Origin of the sequence: Hyphomicrobium sp., assembly GCF_035687085.1 — a bacterium.
Taxonomy (GTDB): domain Bacteria; phylum Pseudomonadota; class Alphaproteobacteria; order Rhizobiales; family Hyphomicrobiaceae; genus Hyphomicrobium_B.
Genome location: NZ_DASRYS010000002.1, coordinates 198,877 through 215,311, shown reverse-complemented (window position 1 = coordinate 215,311; position 16,435 = coordinate 198,877). Strand labels below are relative to the sequence as shown.

16 protein-coding genes are annotated in these 16,435 nt (G+C 60.6%); 9 read left to right on the top strand and 7 right to left on the bottom strand.

From position 1 onward, the window contains the following. Positions 1 to 11: 11 nt before the first annotated feature. From VFG26_RS01455 to VFG26_RS01440, 4 genes are all read left to right on the top strand, one after another. Positions 12 to 1,676 (top strand): formylmethanofuran dehydrogenase subunit A, encoded by a 1,665-nt coding sequence (locus tag VFG26_RS01455; RefSeq protein WP_325021463.1) that lies wholly within the window; start codon positions 12 to 14, stop codon positions 1,674 to 1,676. Beyond that, positions 1,673 to 2,578, top strand: coding sequence for a formylmethanofuran--tetrahydromethanopterin N-formyltransferase (gene fhcD, locus VFG26_RS01450; RefSeq protein WP_325021461.1), 906 nt, complete (start codon positions 1,673 to 1,675; stop codon positions 2,576 to 2,578). The genes VFG26_RS01455 and fhcD overlap by 4 nt, the downstream gene beginning before the upstream one ends. Next, on the top strand, positions 2,578 to 3,390 hold the full coding sequence (locus VFG26_RS01445; RefSeq protein ID WP_325021459.1) for a formylmethanofuran dehydrogenase subunit C: 813 nt from the start codon (positions 2,578 to 2,580) through the stop codon (positions 3,388 to 3,390). The genes fhcD and VFG26_RS01445 overlap by 1 nt, the downstream gene beginning before the upstream one ends. 109 nt (positions 3,391 to 3,499) lie before the next feature. Further along, positions 3,500 to 3,700 (top strand): hypothetical protein, encoded by a 201-nt coding sequence (locus VFG26_RS01440; protein WP_325021457.1) that lies wholly within the window; start codon positions 3,500 to 3,502, stop codon positions 3,698 to 3,700. A gap of 15 nt (positions 3,701 to 3,715) precedes the next feature. Here VFG26_RS01440 and VFG26_RS01435 read toward each other — a convergent pair whose 3' ends face one another. The 3 genes from VFG26_RS01435 to VFG26_RS01425 all read right to left on the bottom strand — a co-directional run bounded on the left by VFG26_RS01435 (position 3,716) and on the right by VFG26_RS01425 (position 7,404). Then, on the bottom strand, positions 3,716 to 4,462 hold the full coding sequence (locus VFG26_RS01435; RefSeq protein ID WP_325021455.1) for a DUF1194 domain-containing protein: 747 nt from the start codon (positions 4,460 to 4,462) through the stop codon (positions 3,716 to 3,718). Positions 4,463 to 4,637: 175 nt separating this feature from the next. Continuing rightward, the gene (locus VFG26_RS01430; protein WP_325021453.1) at positions 4,638 to 5,912 is read right to left on the bottom strand and encodes an O-antigen ligase family protein; all 1,275 of its coding nucleotides are present in this window, start codon (positions 5,910 to 5,912) and stop codon (positions 4,638 to 4,640) included. After that, positions 5,902 to 7,404: an undecaprenyl-phosphate glucose phosphotransferase gene (locus VFG26_RS01425; protein ID WP_325021451.1), complete on the bottom strand. Its 1,503-nt coding sequence runs from the start codon at positions 7,402 to 7,404 to the stop codon at positions 5,902 to 5,904. The genes VFG26_RS01430 and VFG26_RS01425 overlap by 11 nt, the downstream gene beginning before the upstream one ends. 436 nt (positions 7,405 to 7,840) lie before the next feature. Here VFG26_RS01425 and VFG26_RS01420 point away from each other — a divergent pair, with 436 nt between their 5' ends. Beyond that, positions 7,841 to 9,481, top strand: coding sequence for a L,D-transpeptidase family protein (locus tag VFG26_RS01420; RefSeq protein WP_325021449.1), 1,641 nt, complete (start codon positions 7,841 to 7,843; stop codon positions 9,479 to 9,481). Between the two features lie 122 nt (positions 9,482 to 9,603). Next, positions 9,604 to 9,777: a hypothetical protein gene (locus VFG26_RS01415; protein WP_325021448.1), complete on the top strand. Its 174-nt coding sequence runs from the start codon at positions 9,604 to 9,606 to the stop codon at positions 9,775 to 9,777. An 80-nt stretch (positions 9,778 to 9,857) separates the two neighbouring features. Here the strand turns inward: VFG26_RS01415 and VFG26_RS01410 are convergent, their stop codons facing one another. Next, positions 9,858 to 10,481, bottom strand: a complete 624-nt coding sequence (locus tag VFG26_RS01410; RefSeq protein WP_325021446.1) for an N-acetyltransferase — start codon at positions 10,479 to 10,481, stop codon at positions 9,858 to 9,860. A gap of 307 nt (positions 10,482 to 10,788) precedes the next feature. Between VFG26_RS01410 and VFG26_RS01405 the strand changes: the two genes are divergently transcribed. Together VFG26_RS01405 and VFG26_RS01400 are read left to right on the top strand one after the other, a co-directional pair. After that, positions 10,789 to 11,670: an HlyD family secretion protein gene (locus VFG26_RS01405; protein WP_325021444.1), complete on the top strand. Its 882-nt coding sequence runs from the start codon at positions 10,789 to 10,791 to the stop codon at positions 11,668 to 11,670. Further along, the gene (locus VFG26_RS01400; RefSeq protein WP_325021442.1) at positions 11,657 to 13,207 is read left to right on the top strand and encodes a DHA2 family efflux MFS transporter permease subunit; all 1,551 of its coding nucleotides are present in this window, start codon (positions 11,657 to 11,659) and stop codon (positions 13,205 to 13,207) included. The genes VFG26_RS01405 and VFG26_RS01400 overlap by 14 nt, the downstream gene beginning before the upstream one ends. A gap of 350 nt (positions 13,208 to 13,557) precedes the next feature. On the opposite strand, the gene VFG26_RS01395 is transcribed toward VFG26_RS01400, so the two are convergent. Both VFG26_RS01395 and VFG26_RS01390 read right to left on the bottom strand, forming a co-directional pair. Further along, on the bottom strand, positions 13,558 to 14,199 hold the full coding sequence (locus tag VFG26_RS01395; RefSeq protein ID WP_325021441.1) for a CBS domain-containing protein: 642 nt from the start codon (positions 14,197 to 14,199) through the stop codon (positions 13,558 to 13,560). Positions 14,200 to 14,274: 75 nt separating this feature from the next. After that, complete coding sequence (locus tag VFG26_RS01390; protein WP_325021439.1) at positions 14,275 to 14,724, bottom strand: host attachment protein; 450 nt, start codon at positions 14,722 to 14,724, stop codon at positions 14,275 to 14,277. Positions 14,725 to 14,860: 136 nt separating this feature from the next. Here VFG26_RS01390 and VFG26_RS01385 point away from each other — a divergent pair, with 136 nt between their 5' ends. Then, positions 14,861 to 15,052, top strand: a complete 192-nt coding sequence (locus tag VFG26_RS01385) for a hypothetical protein (protein WP_325021437.1) — start codon at positions 14,861 to 14,863, stop codon at positions 15,050 to 15,052. Positions 15,053 to 15,624: 572 nt separating this feature from the next. Here the strand turns inward: VFG26_RS01385 and VFG26_RS01380 are convergent. Continuing rightward, complete coding sequence (locus VFG26_RS01380) at positions 15,625 to 16,425, bottom strand: class II glutamine amidotransferase (protein WP_325021434.1); 801 nt, start codon at positions 16,423 to 16,425, stop codon at positions 15,625 to 15,627. Positions 16,426 to 16,435 lie beyond the last annotated feature (10 nt).

The window sequence follows — 16,435 nt, the reverse complement described above, 5'->3', positions numbered from 1 at the left end:
CGAGATCGATAATGTTGATTAAGCTCACCGGCGGCAAAGTCTACGACCCCGCAAATGGCGTGGACGGCGAGGTTCGCGATATCTTTATCGAGAATGGCCGCATCGTCTCTCCCGAACCGAACGCCAAGGTTGATCAGGAATACGCGCTGCACGGACGCGTGATCATGGCGGGCGGTATCGATCCGCACTCCCACATCGGCGGCGGCAAGATGAACATCGCCCGCATGATGCTGCCCGAGGACCACCTCGGCCATGAGGTGGCGCGCACCGAGCTGACGCGCGCCGGCGCCGGCCACGCGGTCCCCTCGACGATGCTGACGGGCTATCGCTACGCGGAGATGGGCTACACCGCAGCTTTTGAGCCCGCGATGCTTCCCGTGAACGCTCGCCAAACGCACATGGAGATGGCCGATACGTCGATCATCGACAAAGGCGCCTTCGCGATGCTCGGCTCCGATGATTTCTTTCTGCGTCAGCTCGCCGGCAAGGCCGACTTCTCCGCGATCAAGGACTACATCGCCTGGACGATGCACGCCACGCAGGCGATCGCCGTCAAGGTCGTAAACCCCGGCGGCATCAGCGCTTTCAAATTCAATCAGCGCAAACTCGATCTCGACGAGAAGCACGTCTATTACGGCGTCACGCCCCGCGACATCATCCTGACGCTGGCGCGTGGCCTGAACGAACTCGGCGTCGTCCATCCCCTGCACGTTCATGGCTGCAACCTGGGCGTCCCCGGCGGCTACGAGACGACGCTCGATACGATCAAGGGCTCGGAAGGCCTGCCGATCCACCTCACCCACATTCAGTTCCACAGCTACGGTACCGAAGGCGATTTGAAGTTCTCCTCCGCCGCGGCTCCCATCGCCGAAGCGATCAACCAGCACAAGAACGTCTCGTGCGACGTCGGCCAAGTCATGTTCGGGCAGACCTGCACGGCATCAGGCGACTCCATGCGCCAGTTCGTGACCAGCCGTTCCGCCGATCCGAAGAAGTGGGTCGTGATGGACATCGAATGCGATGCGGGCTGCGGCGTCGTTCCCTTCAAGTATCGCGACAAGAGCTTCGTCAACGCGCTGCAGTGGGCGATCGGACTTGAGTTGTTCCTACTCGTCAACGATCCGTGGCGCCTGTTCCTGACGACGGACCATCCCAACGGCGGTCCGTTCACCTGGTACCCGCATCTCATCCGCCTCCTGATGGATAAGAACTTCCGTCAGGACATGATGCAGAAGATCAATCCCGACGCGCTGAAGTATTCGACGCTCGCCTCTCTCGACCGCGAATATACTCTCTACGAAATCGCGATCATGACGCGCGCCGGCCCGGCAAAGAGCCTCGGACTTGTCGATCGCGGCCACCTCGGCGTCGGCGCTTGGGCCGACATCACCGTCTACGACGACAATCCCGACCGCGAAGCCATGTTCTCGACGCCCGAGCTTCTGTTCAAGAACGGGGAGTTGATCGTGCGCAACGGCAAGATCATCAAGGTCGTCAACGGCGGAACGCACGTGGCGCGTCCGAACTACGATCCGGGCATCGAGAGATCGCTGAAGCGGTATTTCGAGGATTATCACACCGTCCGCATGGAGAACTTCCGTCTCACGGACGATGAAATCATCGACGGCGGCCGCGGCTCGCTGATCATTCAACCGACCAGGGCGCGCGCAGCATGAGCAAGACCGTCAACGGGGTCGTCATCGACGATACTTTCGCCGAAGCCTTCGGCATGAGCGGAACCGGTATCATCATTACGGCCGATACGCTCAAATGGGCGCGCATCGCGGCAACCGTCGCAACGGGCTTCGGCACGTCCGTCATCGGCTGCGGCGCGGAATGCGGCATCGACAAGGAATTGTCGCCCGACGAGACGCCCGACGGCCGTCCCGGCGTTCGCATCCTCATCTTCGGGTTCTCGCCCGACGCACTCGTTCCGCAAATCCGCAACCGCATCGGCCAGTGCGTGCTGACGAGCCCCGGCTCCGCCTGCTACGCGGGCTTCAAAGCCGACAAGACGATTGGCCTCGGCAAAGGCCCTCGCCTCTTCGGCGACGGCTTCCAGACGGCGAAGAAATTGGGCGGCACGCGCTACTGGCGCGTACCCGTCATGGACGGCGAGTTCGTGATCGAAGAGGAAACCGGCTTGACCACCGACGCCGTTGGCGGCGGCAACATGCTGATCCTCGGCACCGATCGCGCAGGACTTCTCGAGACGGCGGAAGCCGCGGTCGACGCCATCGCCAAGGTCGATGACGTCATCACGCCCTTTCCCGGTGGCATCGTTCGCTCGGGCTCAAAGGTCGGCGCCAAGTACGCGGGCATGTTTGCGTCCACGAACGACGCCTTCTGCCCGACGCTGCGCGGCACGACCAAGAAGACCGAACTTGCGCCCGATACGCTTGCGGTCCTCGAGATCGTCATCGACGGCCTGACCTCGAAAGCCGTCGCTGACGCGATGCGTGCCGGCCTCAAGGCCGTGACCGACATCGGCGCCAAGCGCGGCGTCACGCGCATCACAGCCGGCAACTACGGCGGCAAGCTTGGACAGCATCACTATCATCTGAAGGATCTCATCTGATGAGCGGCTTCACGCTGCGCCTTAAGGCGCCCGCGACCGAGCGGCTGACGCTCTCCGGTATAACGCCCGCCAAGCTCTCGGCCCTTTCGGCCCTGGAAATTGCGCGCCTCCCCGTCGGTGTCGAGAAGGGCGGGGTGACGCTCGGAGACGCCTTCGAGATCTCAGGCAGCGCCGGCGACGTCCTGACCCTTGAAGGCGCGACGGCCGAACTCGATTACATCGGCCACGGCCTCGACAGCGGCACGATCCGCGTCATCGGCAACGCCGGCACGTACGCGGGCCGCAAGATGTCGGGCGGCAAGCTCGAGATCCACGGCAACGCTGGCGACTTTCTCGCCTCCGGATCGACCGGCGGCATGATCCATGTTCGCGGCAATGCCGGCGATAACCTCGGCGGCATGGTGCAAGGCGACCGCTTCGGCATGCTGGGCGGTCTCGCAGTTGTAGAGGGCAATATCGGTGCCCGCGCCGGCGATAAGATGCGCCGCGGCACCATCGTCGTTCGCGGCAAGACGGGCGCCCACACCGGCTCGCGCATGATCGGCGGCACCATCTGGGCTGAGGGCGGCTTTGGTCCCGAACCCGGCCTGATGATGCGCCGTGGTACCTTGATCGGCCCGAGCGTCGAGAAGCTGCTGCCGACTTTTGTCGACACGGGGAAACACGATCTCGTGATCGTGCGCATTATCTCGCGCTATCTGAAGACGGTGCTTGGCGATTTGGCGCCCAAGCCTATGCCTTTGTTTGTGCAGAAGATTGGTGGCGACCTCGCGACCATCGGACGAGGCGAGATCCTATTGCCGGCGTCCTGACGCGCGCATTTGGCATCTACAATTCCGGTTGAGGCGGCCCGAAACAAATCCCCGGGTCGCGACGTCATTTTATTGTCAAGTACCGCTGACGCTCAACCGGACAAACGCCATGCTTGCACTCGTTCTCTCTGCATGCCTCACGACTGATCCGAATGTCTGCCGCGACTACAAGATCCCGATCCAGGCGGATGTCGACGCTATGACTTGCATGGCCCAGGCCCCTCCCCATTTCGCAAAATGGGCCGAGGAGCATCCCGGCTGGCAGGTGATGCGCTGGCGCTGCGCAAGCGCGTCTGAGAACGATATCTGAGCCGGAACTCACGCTTCAACGGTCGACGTTCGTCACGCGATAAGGGGCGGGCGGCTGCGCGCCGCTAACCTCGATGACGAACTTCTGCCGGATGGCGCGTTCGAAATCGCCATAGCCCTGAGCAGGCAGAACGAAGCTGCCGGGCCCAGCCATGACGTTCGCGCGATACCACTCTTCGAGCGGGTGCTTGCCTCCCGGTACGGCCTTCGGCAGAAGCGCTGAACTCTCTGGCGTATCGAGCAGAATCGGCAGTCCGTTGACCGTGACACCATTGGCCACGAGCTCGTTGCGGACGCTTTCAATCGATTCCTCGGCGTTGCAGTTGTCGGGCCCATCTCCCGAAACATCAACGAGGATGCGAGCCGCCTTGGCTGGGATCTGCGGGACGATCTTATCGTTCACCGATCGCAGCATGCGGGTCATGCAGGTGAACTCGCCACCCTGATGCGGCAATGCCCGCACGCGTTTGGCGGCGGCCAGAGCATCCGCCTTGTTCGCGATCCGTATCCACGGAATGACGAACGTCGGCGTGTCGGCCCACGTCACCATGGAGAAGAGGATGCCGCCTGCGGATCCGCCGGTGATCGCCTCGATCACGCCGGGATCCTCAAGCGCCTTGGCAATGCCTTCCATCTGGAGCTTGTAGCGGGAGTCATCGACCGAGTTCGAGACGTCCACGGAGACGACGAGCGCGGTGTCGGCCGGTGCCCCCTCTTGCGCCCATAACGAGAAAGCTCCGGCCAAAATTGCGCCGGCCGACATGACGGCGGCAATTGCCGCCCGCCGCTGATTGATGAAGCTGAAAATGGAAAAAACTCCTGCAGGCAGCGCACGGCGACATATGCCGAGCCTATGGTGACAAACCTACCAAAGGGAAATTTCCCCGCCAAGCCGTCCCCTGAAGCCGGGGACCGGGGCATCAACGTTTACAGGGCCCCTAGATATTCACGTCACCGGCTCGCCGCCGCGCGTCGCTCTTGAGAGGTGCAGCGTCGGCCAGGCCCCAGATCAGGCCCGCCATCAGAAAGAAGTGGCGCCAGTGATCGCTGTCGATCACAAAACCTTCGAACGCCAACCCTGCGAACGACGCAAACGCGATGACGGCAGGCCCCTGTATCCTCGTCCGCTGCAGCGCGGTTCGAAACCCGACGTAGAGCGTCGCGATCACTGTCACAACGTAGAGCATCCCTCCGAGCCATCCGGCGTTCAGGAACATCGTGAGATAGACGTTATGCGGCTCCTCGTGATGGTAGGTGTCGCGGAAGGTATGGGTCCCGATCCCGAAGGGATGCTCCACGATCAACGCACGCGCCTTTTGCTGGCCGCCAAAACGCCCATTCGGGCCCTCGTCATAACTCTGATCCAGGTTGGCCCGCTGGCTGAGCAGGTCGCGGACCTGATCAAGTTGTGTCGCCATAGCGAGCGCACACATGAGCCCTGCGATGCCGATGATGCTCACTTTCCCGAAGCGATTGAAATCCGTGGCGCGCCGCGACCGGAACAGGACGAACCCGGCCAATATCGCAACGGATAGGAATGTCGAAATCCAGGCGCCACGCGAAAAGCTGACGAGGAGGCCGATAACCAGCGGCAACGCCACCGCCGCCGCTATGAGCGCGTGCAGGGGTCTGCCCCGCAACATCACCCAAACGACGGTGACGATCGCCGGAGCGACGGCGGCACTGTAGACATTCGGATCCTTGAAAGTGCCGCGCGCGCGATCGTAATTCGTGAAGAGTTCATACGCCGACGGGACAAGGCGGAAATAACCGGCGAGCGCGGCCGCCGTGGCGATCAGGCAGGCAATCACGTAGCAGCTGAGCACGAGCTTCGCTCGCGGCTCGGGATCTTCCGCGACATACCCCGCGATAATAAAAGCGCCCGCCGCGAGAAATAGCGTCACCAACTGATGGATGACGGCCGTCGAGAACGTCGTCGACAGCATGGTCGCCGCGAAGCCCAGCGCAAAGATCGCGAGCCAAGCCGCAAAGTTGAAGAACGCAGCTTTCCCGAATTTCAATACGCCGAGCACCGGCAGAAGGCCGATGACCGCGGCCATCAACGCATCCGCAATCGCAGGCTCCGAAAAAACGATCGTGCTGAGTGCCGTCGCAACAGCGACGAAGAGGCCGGCAAGCGTGCTCCGGCGGATAGCCAGTGACCTTGGCGCCGCGGAATAGAATTCAGGAGCTGAAGCGGCGTCAGTACGCATTCTTACCTGTGATGAGCGAGATCGGCGTCATCGCGATGACGTAAAGGTCGAACAGCACCGACCAGTTGTCGATGTAGTAGAGATCATGCTCGACACGGCGGACGAGCTTCTCGTGCGTGTCAGTTTCGCCGCGCCAGCCATTGATCTGCGCCCAGCCCGTAACGCCTGGCTTCATCCGGTGGCGCGCAAAGTAGCCTTGCACGACATTCTCGTAGAGATCGCGGTCGGCCTTGGCGCCGGTTGCATGCGGGCGCGGCCCGACAAGCGACATCTCGCCTTTCACGACGTTGATGAGCTGAGGCAGCTCATCAAGGCTCGTACGCCGGATGAAGCGGCCGACCGGGGTCACACGTGGATCGCCGCGCGTGACGAGGTTGCTCGCCGTCGCATCTTGTTTCTCAACGTACATCGAGCGGAATTTCAGGACTTCGATGAGTTCGCTGTTGAAGCCATAGCGCTTCTGACGGAAGAAAATCGGCCCCTTGCTGTCCAGCCTGACAGCGATGGCGACGAGCGCCATGACGGGCGAGACCAGCAACAACAGCAGGGCGCCGAGAACCCGATCCTCGATGTTCTTCAACACTCGATCCCAGTCGCTGAGCGGCTTGTCCATGACCGCCAGCATCGGTACGCGGCCGATGAAGGTGTAGGCGCGCGAGTTGAGCCGCAGCTTCGAGTTCAAAGCCGAGACACGAACGTCAACCTGAAGCGTGAAGAGCTTGTAGAGGATTTGCATCAGCCGCTCTTCGGCACGCGCGGGAACGGTGACGATGAGCAAATCGACTCCCGCGTCGCGGCAAAAATCCGTCAGCATCTCGAACGTGCCGAGCCGCGCGATGCCGCCATAGTTGCCGACGGCGCGATCATCCTGCCGGTCATCGAAGATGCCGAGAATGCGCATATGGTTCGACGGATCGCTGGAAAGCGCAGCGATGAGTTCCTCGGCGTCCTTCCCGCCACCGACAATGACTGTCCGCCTGACAAGACGCCCGGCGCGCGTCAAACGTTCAATGGTCCAAGCCGCAACCGAACGAATAAGACAGAGAAAGACTGCCGATAATTCCATCCAGGCGGCAACCTCGCGCGGGACAACGGCGGTCTGGTCGAAGAGAAACGCAAGGCCTGATATGCCCAGCGCGACGGCTGCAAGAGAGGTCAAAACCTTCCAGACTTGGCTGCTGAAGTTGCGCAGCGAGGGAATGGAATAGGACCAGTTCCGGCGCAGTATGCAGATCGACAGCACACCGACCAGAGCGGTCAGAGCCAAGCTCATGACTGACAGCGAGGGCGAATTCCCCAACAGAAGGTTCGATAATGGCCAAGCGGCGATGATCGCCAGAAGATCGGCCAAAGTCACGACGAGGAGAATTTTCGGACGTGAGGCATTGCCGAGCCTGTCGAAGAAAAACGACTTGGCGAAAGCGCCAACGCCCGCTGCACGCGGATAGGCGGCATGGACGACGAGCTGGGGAGAGCTGGACTTCTCGGACATTGCTACTCGGAACCTTGGGAATTGAATACAATTCCATACGATCGCCCTGGTGAGGCGACGGTAAACGGCCGGCACTTTGCGGAATGCGCGACGGGTAACACCGCATCCTTGGTTAATGAACGGTGTTTTTTGCTTAGCTTCGTTCCTTAATGGGAATTTTCCCCGCGCAGGGTCCGCCTGCTGACCACAGCAGCTTGCATATCCCGCCTACTGCCCATTTGCTCGAAGCGAACACCCTGCACGTATGGCCGGCGTGCCACTCCTCTTTCCTTCCCGCACTGTCCGAGAGCGAAGCGAGGAAACTTCAGAAGCAATGATTGCATTTTGAAATGTCCGGCACGCCGAAAGGCGGCTTTTTGCCGGCCCGCTAATTGATGCTCAATCTTCTTCAGTCTAGGCTGGCTCTCCGGCTTGCCACACATCCAAGGTCAAAAAAATGGATCATCTGCACGCAAAGCAGCAGCACCCCAAATTGGGTCTGGCTTCGTTGGCGATGATTGCATTGGCATCCGTATCGACGCTCGACAGCGCAAGCGCAGCAAGCCGCCAGCGGCATTCGGGTGATGCCGCTGAGGAGAGCCTGAGCCGCGACGCGGTTATGGCCGTCGTCTCGATCAAGGATCAGCACGTCACTATCTACGATGCCGACGGCGGCCGGATGCGCGCCCGCGTTTCGAGCGGACGGACGGGCTACGAGACGCCCGTCGGCGTCTACAGCGTGTTGCAGAAAGAAGAGGAACACTACTCGAACCTCTACGATGACGCTTCGATGCCCTTTATGCAGCGCATCACCTGGTCAGGCGTGGCACTCCACGGCGGAGCGCTGCCAGGCTATCCAGCCTCTCACGGCTGCGTTCGCCTGCCCGAAAGCTTTGCCCGCCGCCTCTTCCCGATGACGAAGATCGGCATGCGCGTCGTTATTTCATATGATGACGTGGCCCCCGTCGAGATCTCGCACCCTCTCCTGCTGAAGCCCACGCCGCCGCCGGCAATCGACGCCGCCGTTCCCATAGCGATGTCTTACCATGAGGATTACGGCGACGAGGACCGCAGCCCTTTCGAGCCGAACGTGAAGCGCTGGCCGGCTCGCCTCGCACAGCTTGAAGCATTGAAGTCGGTGGCGGCCGGCAAGCAGATCGAAGCCGATGCTGCCAACAGCCAGGCCGACGAGATGAAGCAGATCGTCGCCGAAAAGAAGGAGCCGCGCGATAAGACGGCAAAGGCTCTGCGCAAGCTCGAAGCGGCCAAGAAGTCCGCGGATGATAAAGTTGCGCGCGCCGACAAGGGCCTCGCCGGAGCCAAATCGCCCAAGGCGGTAGCCAATTGGGAGGCCACGAAGGCAAAGGCCGTGAAAGCCGCCGAAGACCTGGCCGCCAAGCTTGCGGCTTTGAGCGCAACTCTTGCCACGCAGGAGTCCGAGTTGCAGCTCGCCATGCAGCAGGCGGCCCCCGTCGAAGAGGCCCGCGTTGCAGCCGTTGCCCGCGCCAAGGAGGCCAAGCGCAAAACGCAACCTGTCTCCATCTTCATCAGCCTCAAGACGCAGAAGCTCTACGTGCGCCAGGGCCACGAGCCGGTCTTCGAGTCTCCCGTTACGATTAGCGAGCCCGAAAGGCCGATTGGCACGCACGTCTATACCGCAGTCGATTTCACGAAGGACGGCAAAGATCTGCGCTGGACGGCCGTGACCTTGGAGCACAGAGGCTCCAACTACGCATCGTCTGACGACCGCCTAGCGAGCGACGCCGAAGGAAGGCCGCAGACCGAAGCCGGTAAAGCCGCAGCCGCCCTCGACCGCATCACCATTCCGGCGGATGTCATCGAACGCGTGTCCGAGGCAGCCTGGCCAGGTTCGTCGCTGATCATCTCCGACGAGCCTATGAGCAAAGAAACCTCGAAGGCGACCGACTTCGTGGTTTTGATCAGCACAGAGCCGCAAGGCGGTATCAAGAAGCGTCCGAAGCAATTCTTCCGCTACGACAACTTCTATCGGGATAGCTCTGACGACTTCTATTACGGATACGACCGCAACGGCCGGCGGCCGTATTATCCGCGCCAGAAGCCGCTGTTCTGGTGGTGATCTGACAACGGTCTAAGCTTTCTGTTCGCACCGCTGGAATTATTGCCCGCGGCGCGCGCCTCTCCTTGAAAATGCCGCGAGGACGTTATTGCCTGCGAACAAACCAGTTCGGAGGATACGTTATGAACGCCCAATCGCGGCTCGCAAGCGATGTGACGACGCTCGGAGTCATCGAACAACTTCGCGATGCTTTGAAGTATGCAGATGGCGAATTGCAGCGCCGTTGTGTCATCTCGACCAAAGTGCGCGACGCTCTGAGGACGGCCGAACGCTTCCTCGCCAACGCCAGCGCCTGACGGGACGCCTGAAGCCCTCGGCTCGAGCTTGAAACGGTTACGAACCGTATGCGGTGGTGGCACGTCGCGGGCAGCTTTGATCAGGCAAACGGCAAACGCAGAATTCGGCCCAGGCGTGAAACAACTGCCTGAAAGAAATAGCGCGACTGATCCCAGAGGTTGGGCTTGCGCGCCCCTTCGAACAACTCTTCGAATTCGAACCGCGGCTTCAAACCAAGCCGGTGCCGGTGCGGATAGTAAAATACGAGCACCGGCGAACGCCGCCACCAGACTTTAAACTGCGCGTCATTCATCTCTCGCGGCGATACCGGCCATAGCAGCCCGCCTGCATGGATCATATCCGCGCACACCAAATCGTAGACGGCCGTCGCTATTCCCTTGCGCTGATAGGATCCCTGAACTTCGGCTCTCCGTATGCGCGCGATGCCCTTCATCATCCGGCCCACCTCGCAAATACCGATCGCCTCCTCGCCGATGATTGCCGAGAGTTCGGTGCGAAAAACGCGGTACGTGATGCCGCTGTCCGACAGCGCCCGCCGCACGAAAAAGGTTCTGCCGCTTTGGGTGTAAATTTTGACCAGGGGCTGATCGCGCACCAGAGCACCAAGCCGGGTCTCCGCCTCGACCGGCGCAAAATCCGATTTCGCCTGTTGCGCTATCAGCCTTGCATAAGTCGCTTCAGCTCGATCAAGCAGCTGAGACACAGGCTGGCCCCTCCCACCCTATTCGCGTATTAGGCATCGTGCAGAGCAATTTACCCAAACTACGATGAAGATCTCCCTGAAGGCGTTAACACCCCACCGGAATCCCCATGCAGCGCAAGCGCCGCGATGTTGGCAAAACCCTCAGTTCAGAACGCATACGCACGGGCCGCCACCGCTTTAGCGTTGTCATCAATATTTCTTGGGCTTCATGCGTGACTGCACGTATAGAGCCCCCATCCGCTTGAGCCCTAATGGCAACTTTAAAGGAACATGAAAGTTGCAGGTTACAAATAATCGGAAAAAATCGATGCACGATCGATCGCTAGACAAGAAGCCGGCGCCCAGTGCTGTCCAAAGCCCAGGCCCTTCGTCCGCGCACGCCCCGCTTCTTTCCGGGCGAGCAGCAGCAGTCCTTGGCGTTCTTGCACTCATCGCCATGGCCGCGGGCGGGTACTTCTACTGGCAAAACGCGGCACTCCACCCCTCGACGGAGAACGCTCAGGTTCACGCCAATATCGTGCAGATTACGCCATTGGTCACGGGGTCCGTCACCGAGGTCAAGGTGCAGGACTTCGCTGATGTCAAATCCGGTGACGTCCTCGTTCAGTTGGACCGCGCTCCGTTCGAAGCGGCGCTGAAACTTGCAGAGACGCGGCTCAATCTGGCCCAGCAGCAGCCCGCGGGTCAGGGCCCACAAGCCGCGGCAGGCAAAGCCAACCTCGAGCAAGCGCAATTGGCCGTCGACCAGGCACGAGCCGATCTCGATCATGCAACGATCAAGGCGCCGGTCGATGGAACTGTGGGGAAAGTCCGCATCCGGCCGGGCGAAATCGCCAAGGCCGGAATGGCCATGTTCCCTCTCGTCGACACCGCGCACTGGTGGGTCGATGCGAACTTCAAGGAAACCGATCTCGCCCGCATTAAGCCCGGACAAACCGCCACCATCACGATCGATGCGTTCCCCTCCCGCACCTTCGACGGCAAGGTTGAAGCTGTCAGCCGAGCCAGCAATGCCGCCTTCTCGTTGATGCCAGCGGAGAACGCCACGGGCAGTTGGGTGAAGGTTGTCCAGCGCTTCCCCGTTCGCATCGGACTGACGCTGAAGCCGGATGATCCAGCAATCGGCGTCGGCGCCTCGGCATACGTCACCGTCGACACCGCCGAAGAGGCGAACAGTGACGTCAAGTAATCGCGTTGCAGATCAGCAGAGTGCGCCCCTGCCGGAAAGGCTTCTGAGTTCCCTAGCCGTTCTGCTCGCCGTTCTGATGGTCATCCTCGACATGACCGTGGTGAACGTCGCGCTGCCCGACATGATGGGCGCGCTCGGCGCGACGCCCGATCAAATCACATGGGTCCTCACGTCCTACATCGTTGCCGAAGCCATCATCATTCCGATGAGCGGCTTTCTTGCACAGCGGTTCGGACGGAAAAACGTTCTGCTCGTCAGCGTCAGCGGTTTCGTTGTTTCATCCATGCTGTGCGGACAGTCGACCACCTTGTTCGAAATGGTGCTGTTCCGCCTCTTCCAAGGCGCGTTTGGCGCGAGCGTCGTACCGCTCTCGCAGGCGACGATGGTCGATTCCTATGACGCTGCGAACCGCGGCAAGGCTATGGCCATCTGGGGCATAGGCGTTCTGCTCGGCCCGATCATGGGCCCGACAGTCGGCGGCTTCATCACCGATCATCTCGGCTGGCAATGGGTGTTCTACATCAACCTGCCGATCGGCATCGTCAATTTAGCCCTTCTCGCCGCCTACATCAGACCGACAAAGGCCATGCGCGTGCCCATCGACTGGCTGGGAGCGGCGTTTCTCGCCATCGGCGTCGGCAGCCTTCAGATGTTGCTCGACCGCGGTAACGTCGAAGACTGGTTGCAATCACCGGTGATCGTCTCACTAGGCATCGTATCGGCTGCGTGTCTCGTGGCATTCGTGGCGCGAAGCTTCAACCGGCCCGATGCAATCCTGAAACTCAGCCTCCTGAAGGATCGCAACCTCGCCACATCGACGTTTCTCATCATGGCATTCGGCGTAGGCATGCTGAGCACGATAGCGCTGCAGCCGCTCTTCCTCGAGCACCTGCTCGGCTATCCTGCGAGCACAGCGGGACTTGTCATGGCGCCCCGTGGAATCGCCGTCATGGTCGGCATGATCATCGTCGCCGCGCTGATTTCACGTGTGGACCCGAGATGGCTTGTATTTTTCGGCCTCGCGCTCGCGGCCGCCGGCACCTACGTGACGACGATAACGTATAATCTCGAGATCGACAGGTTCTGGATCATCGTGCCGACCATCGCACAAGGCATCGGCATGGGCATGATCTTCGTGCCGCTGTCATCGCTCGCCTATCAGACCTTGCCAAAAGATGCCTCGGACCAAGCCGCGAGCATCTTCAACATCGCGCGTACGATCGGCGGCTCCATCGGCATTGCGATCGCCGCAACCATTCTAACGCGCGCGTCGCAGCGCAATTGGCAAAGCCTCGGAGGCTCACTCGATCCCTATAATCCGACCCTTCACGCATGGTTCGGCGCAACGGGACTGGCAGCCTCCGATCCTCAGGCGCAGCAGATGCTCGGCGCCGAACTCATGCGCCAGTCGATGATGATCGGCTTCATCGAGGCCTTCGGCTTCGTCAAACTGAGCTTCCTTGTCCTGATCCCCTTCGTGCTGCTCCTTCGGGATACCGGCGCAGGGTCTCCATACGCGCCAAGCACGCAGAACTAAGCGTCGCCGCAGAACTCATCCTCTTGGCGTAACCGGCAATGTCCACGGCTCACCACACGCCGCCTCGCCCGATTAATCGATAGAAGCTGCAAAACCCTATCGCCGCGATCGCCGGTAATGAAATCTCTGCTCAAGCAGAATAGAATTCTGACTTGGCGGGTACGGCCCAACTTAAGTGCTCCTCACGGGCCGTGCCTCACTCCCTAAGCAACGCTGCCTGCCTTTCACAACGAGAGTGCTGGCAGATCGGCTGGACTACGCTGACGCGGCTGACGAAACTTTGTCTTCAGGCGCATAGATCACGAGCCCTGAAACGGGATCGACCCACGCAAGGTGGCTCCGCACCTCTTTCACGCCGGGCACGTTCTTTGCGGCAACCACGGCGGCCTCATCCTGCTGATAGGCGTGAACGCGCCCCACAGGTCGACAATGCCGTCCTTGACAGTCACGCTGATGAACTGACTGGCGGCCCACGGAAGATCGCTTACGGCCTGACGTACGTTTTCGCGGAGCGCAAGATCATCTGGCCGAAGGGAGGCGCCGCCGCGAACGAGGCCTGCGAGGGCCTGCACCAGATTGGCCCGGCTTAAGATCCCGACGACCGCGCCGTCCCGCACGACCGGCAAGCGCTTGATCTGATGCTTCTCCATCAGATGAATAACTTCGTCGAGATCCGTATCTTCGGTGATGGTGATCGGATCGTGCGTCATCACATCTCCGACCGTCCGCCCGTGAGAGCGAATATATTCCTCGGCGAGCGTTTCGGGAGAAACGAGAAATGACCACCACCGCGATCTCTTCACCTGGGTTCCCGTCTCGGCGCGGCGGAGGCAATCGCCCTCGGTCACGATGCCGACAAGCTCGCCTTTCGAATTGATGACGGGCAAGCCGCTGACCCGGTATTCTTGCATCTTCGCTGCCATATCGGGGATCGAACAATCGGGTGTGACCGACACCACGTCTTTGGTCATGACGTCCTTGGCCTGCATCATCAGATCCTCCGGGCTGAAGCACTTCTGTGTTCAAACATTCTGCACTCGCGCGCAGCCGCAGAATGCGGGCGTACCCTAGAGCGCAATCACATTTTCGATGTGAGAAGGTATGTCAGCGTCACCGACGTGCGTGAGGTCCTTATCGACTTCCGCAGCCAGCCTTTCTCGTGCGCTGGAAGGCAACGCCTTGCGCAATTCCCCGAGCATGGTTGGCGGCGCCACTAGCACAAGCTGATCGTAGGAATCCTTCTGGGCGTAATCGCCGAGCATTGCGGCCAGCTGGCCTGCAAACTGATCTTCCATCGCGCGATGCAAATCTTGCCGGGGCTCCACGGCGTGACGTGTGTGCCCGACGGACTCGTGCACCCGGCTCGGCCTGTCCCTTCCCTGTAAGTGGCTTGGCGGATTATCGAGCCTTTTTTCCGAGCCAGGAACCAGATGAACGCCTTTGCCGCGGCCCACCGCTTCCAGTATCCGAGCGCGACCGCCGTCAGCAACCAGGATCCATGTGCGCGTAGGTTTCATAGCACTCTCCTAAAACTTCAAGAAACTTGCGCTTTTCCATGCCGCCCATCGGAAGCAGAGCGCAGGCTACTTAGGAGTTTTCTTTCGGTCCCTGAAACGGCCAACCACGCTTTCCAGGCAAGCGGAAATCGCCACAATGACCGTGATCAACAAAAGCGCCACGACCATCTCGACGATCTGGAAGTTGGTTGCATCACGAGCAACAAACAAGCCGGCAATGAATGCCGAGACCACCATGACCAAGCGGATAGCCCAATTTATCATGGGGGCACCTGACTGGTTAATGACTAAAGTCCGTCAAAGTCGACCGGTCGTGCGGACCAACTGATCATAACACAGAGTATTTGAACTTGGGCAGATTCTACGGGGGAGATTCTGAAGAGGATTACCCAAAGGGACACCTGATCGGGAGAGTGTCCGGGCGTGTGCAGCCATCACCGGCATCTCCGGCCACCGTGATCCGCCGGAAGCAGCCGCAACTGAGTTGACATGTTTACGGGCCGGGTCGGAAAGGGCCCGCACACCTGCTGCCTGGGCAGAGCTGGGATGTTTCCCCGTGGGACGGCTCGGCAGCCGGCCAGCGGCCGAGCCGATAAAGCCTCAGCGTTCCTGCCGCCGGCCTTGGTGGGTCGTGTTCTGATGGATGTTTTCCTGCCGGCCTTGCTCGGATAAGTTTTCGCTGCCGGTCGTCGGGTTTCTGCTGCTTCGCTTCAGACGGGTTCGAACCCGTCCCCGCGTGGCTCCGGTTTTCCTCAGGCACTGGCGGTGCTTTTGCGCTCATGTTGTTCTCCTGTCTTTGTGACTGGGGAACATCGCTCAGTTGGGTCCGTTCCCTGGTCCGCATCCGAGAGGAGATGATCTGGCAACTTCATCAGACGCTTCGATGCCAATGGCGTGGGCTCAGCCTTGAGCCGCCGCCATCCGCTTGCCCGGCACGAGCGATGTGATTTCCACGCGCTGCCCAAAGCGGCATACGAGGGCCGAGTTTTCCGGAACCTCTTTCCAGTTGCCGTGCTCGCCATCGATGGGCTCGGATACGATCACGACGTCGTTTTCCGACGCCTGATAATAAAGGCTGTTGGCTCTGTCGTTGATCGCATAACGGAATGCGTAGAGATCGCGGCCATTACTCAGCGCCGACGTAAAGCGCAACGGCTCACTACCCATCATATCCGCAAGCTTCCCGAGCACGTTCTCGGTCGCGGCCAAAACATCCGGCGTTCCGGTGGACGATATCAACCCCTGCCCGAGGATCGCCAGAAACATCGCCTCGGAATCCGTCGTGCCGACGCGCGATGGATAGAGCGCGTCGGGAATTAAGGCTTCCACCTTCCTGCGAACACGCGTCCAAGGACCGACGAAGCCGTTGTGCATGAACAGCCATCGCCCGCACGCGAACGGATGACAATTCTGTCTCGTCACCGCTGTCCCGGTGGCCGCGCGGACGTGCGCAAAGAATAAGTGGGAATGGAGATGCCGGCAGAGGTAGCGCAGATTTTCATCAGACCAAGCGGGCTGGATCTCGCGATAAAGGCCAGGCTCGGGATGTTCGCCATACCAGCCGAGACCGAACCCATCGCCGTTGGTCGCGGCTGTCGACTCAAGAGCACGTATGCTTTGCGAAATCAGCGAATGGCTGGGGCGAGTGACATAATGCTCCAGCGCGACTGTCGCGCCCCGATAAGCGATCCAACGGCACATATGAGGTCCA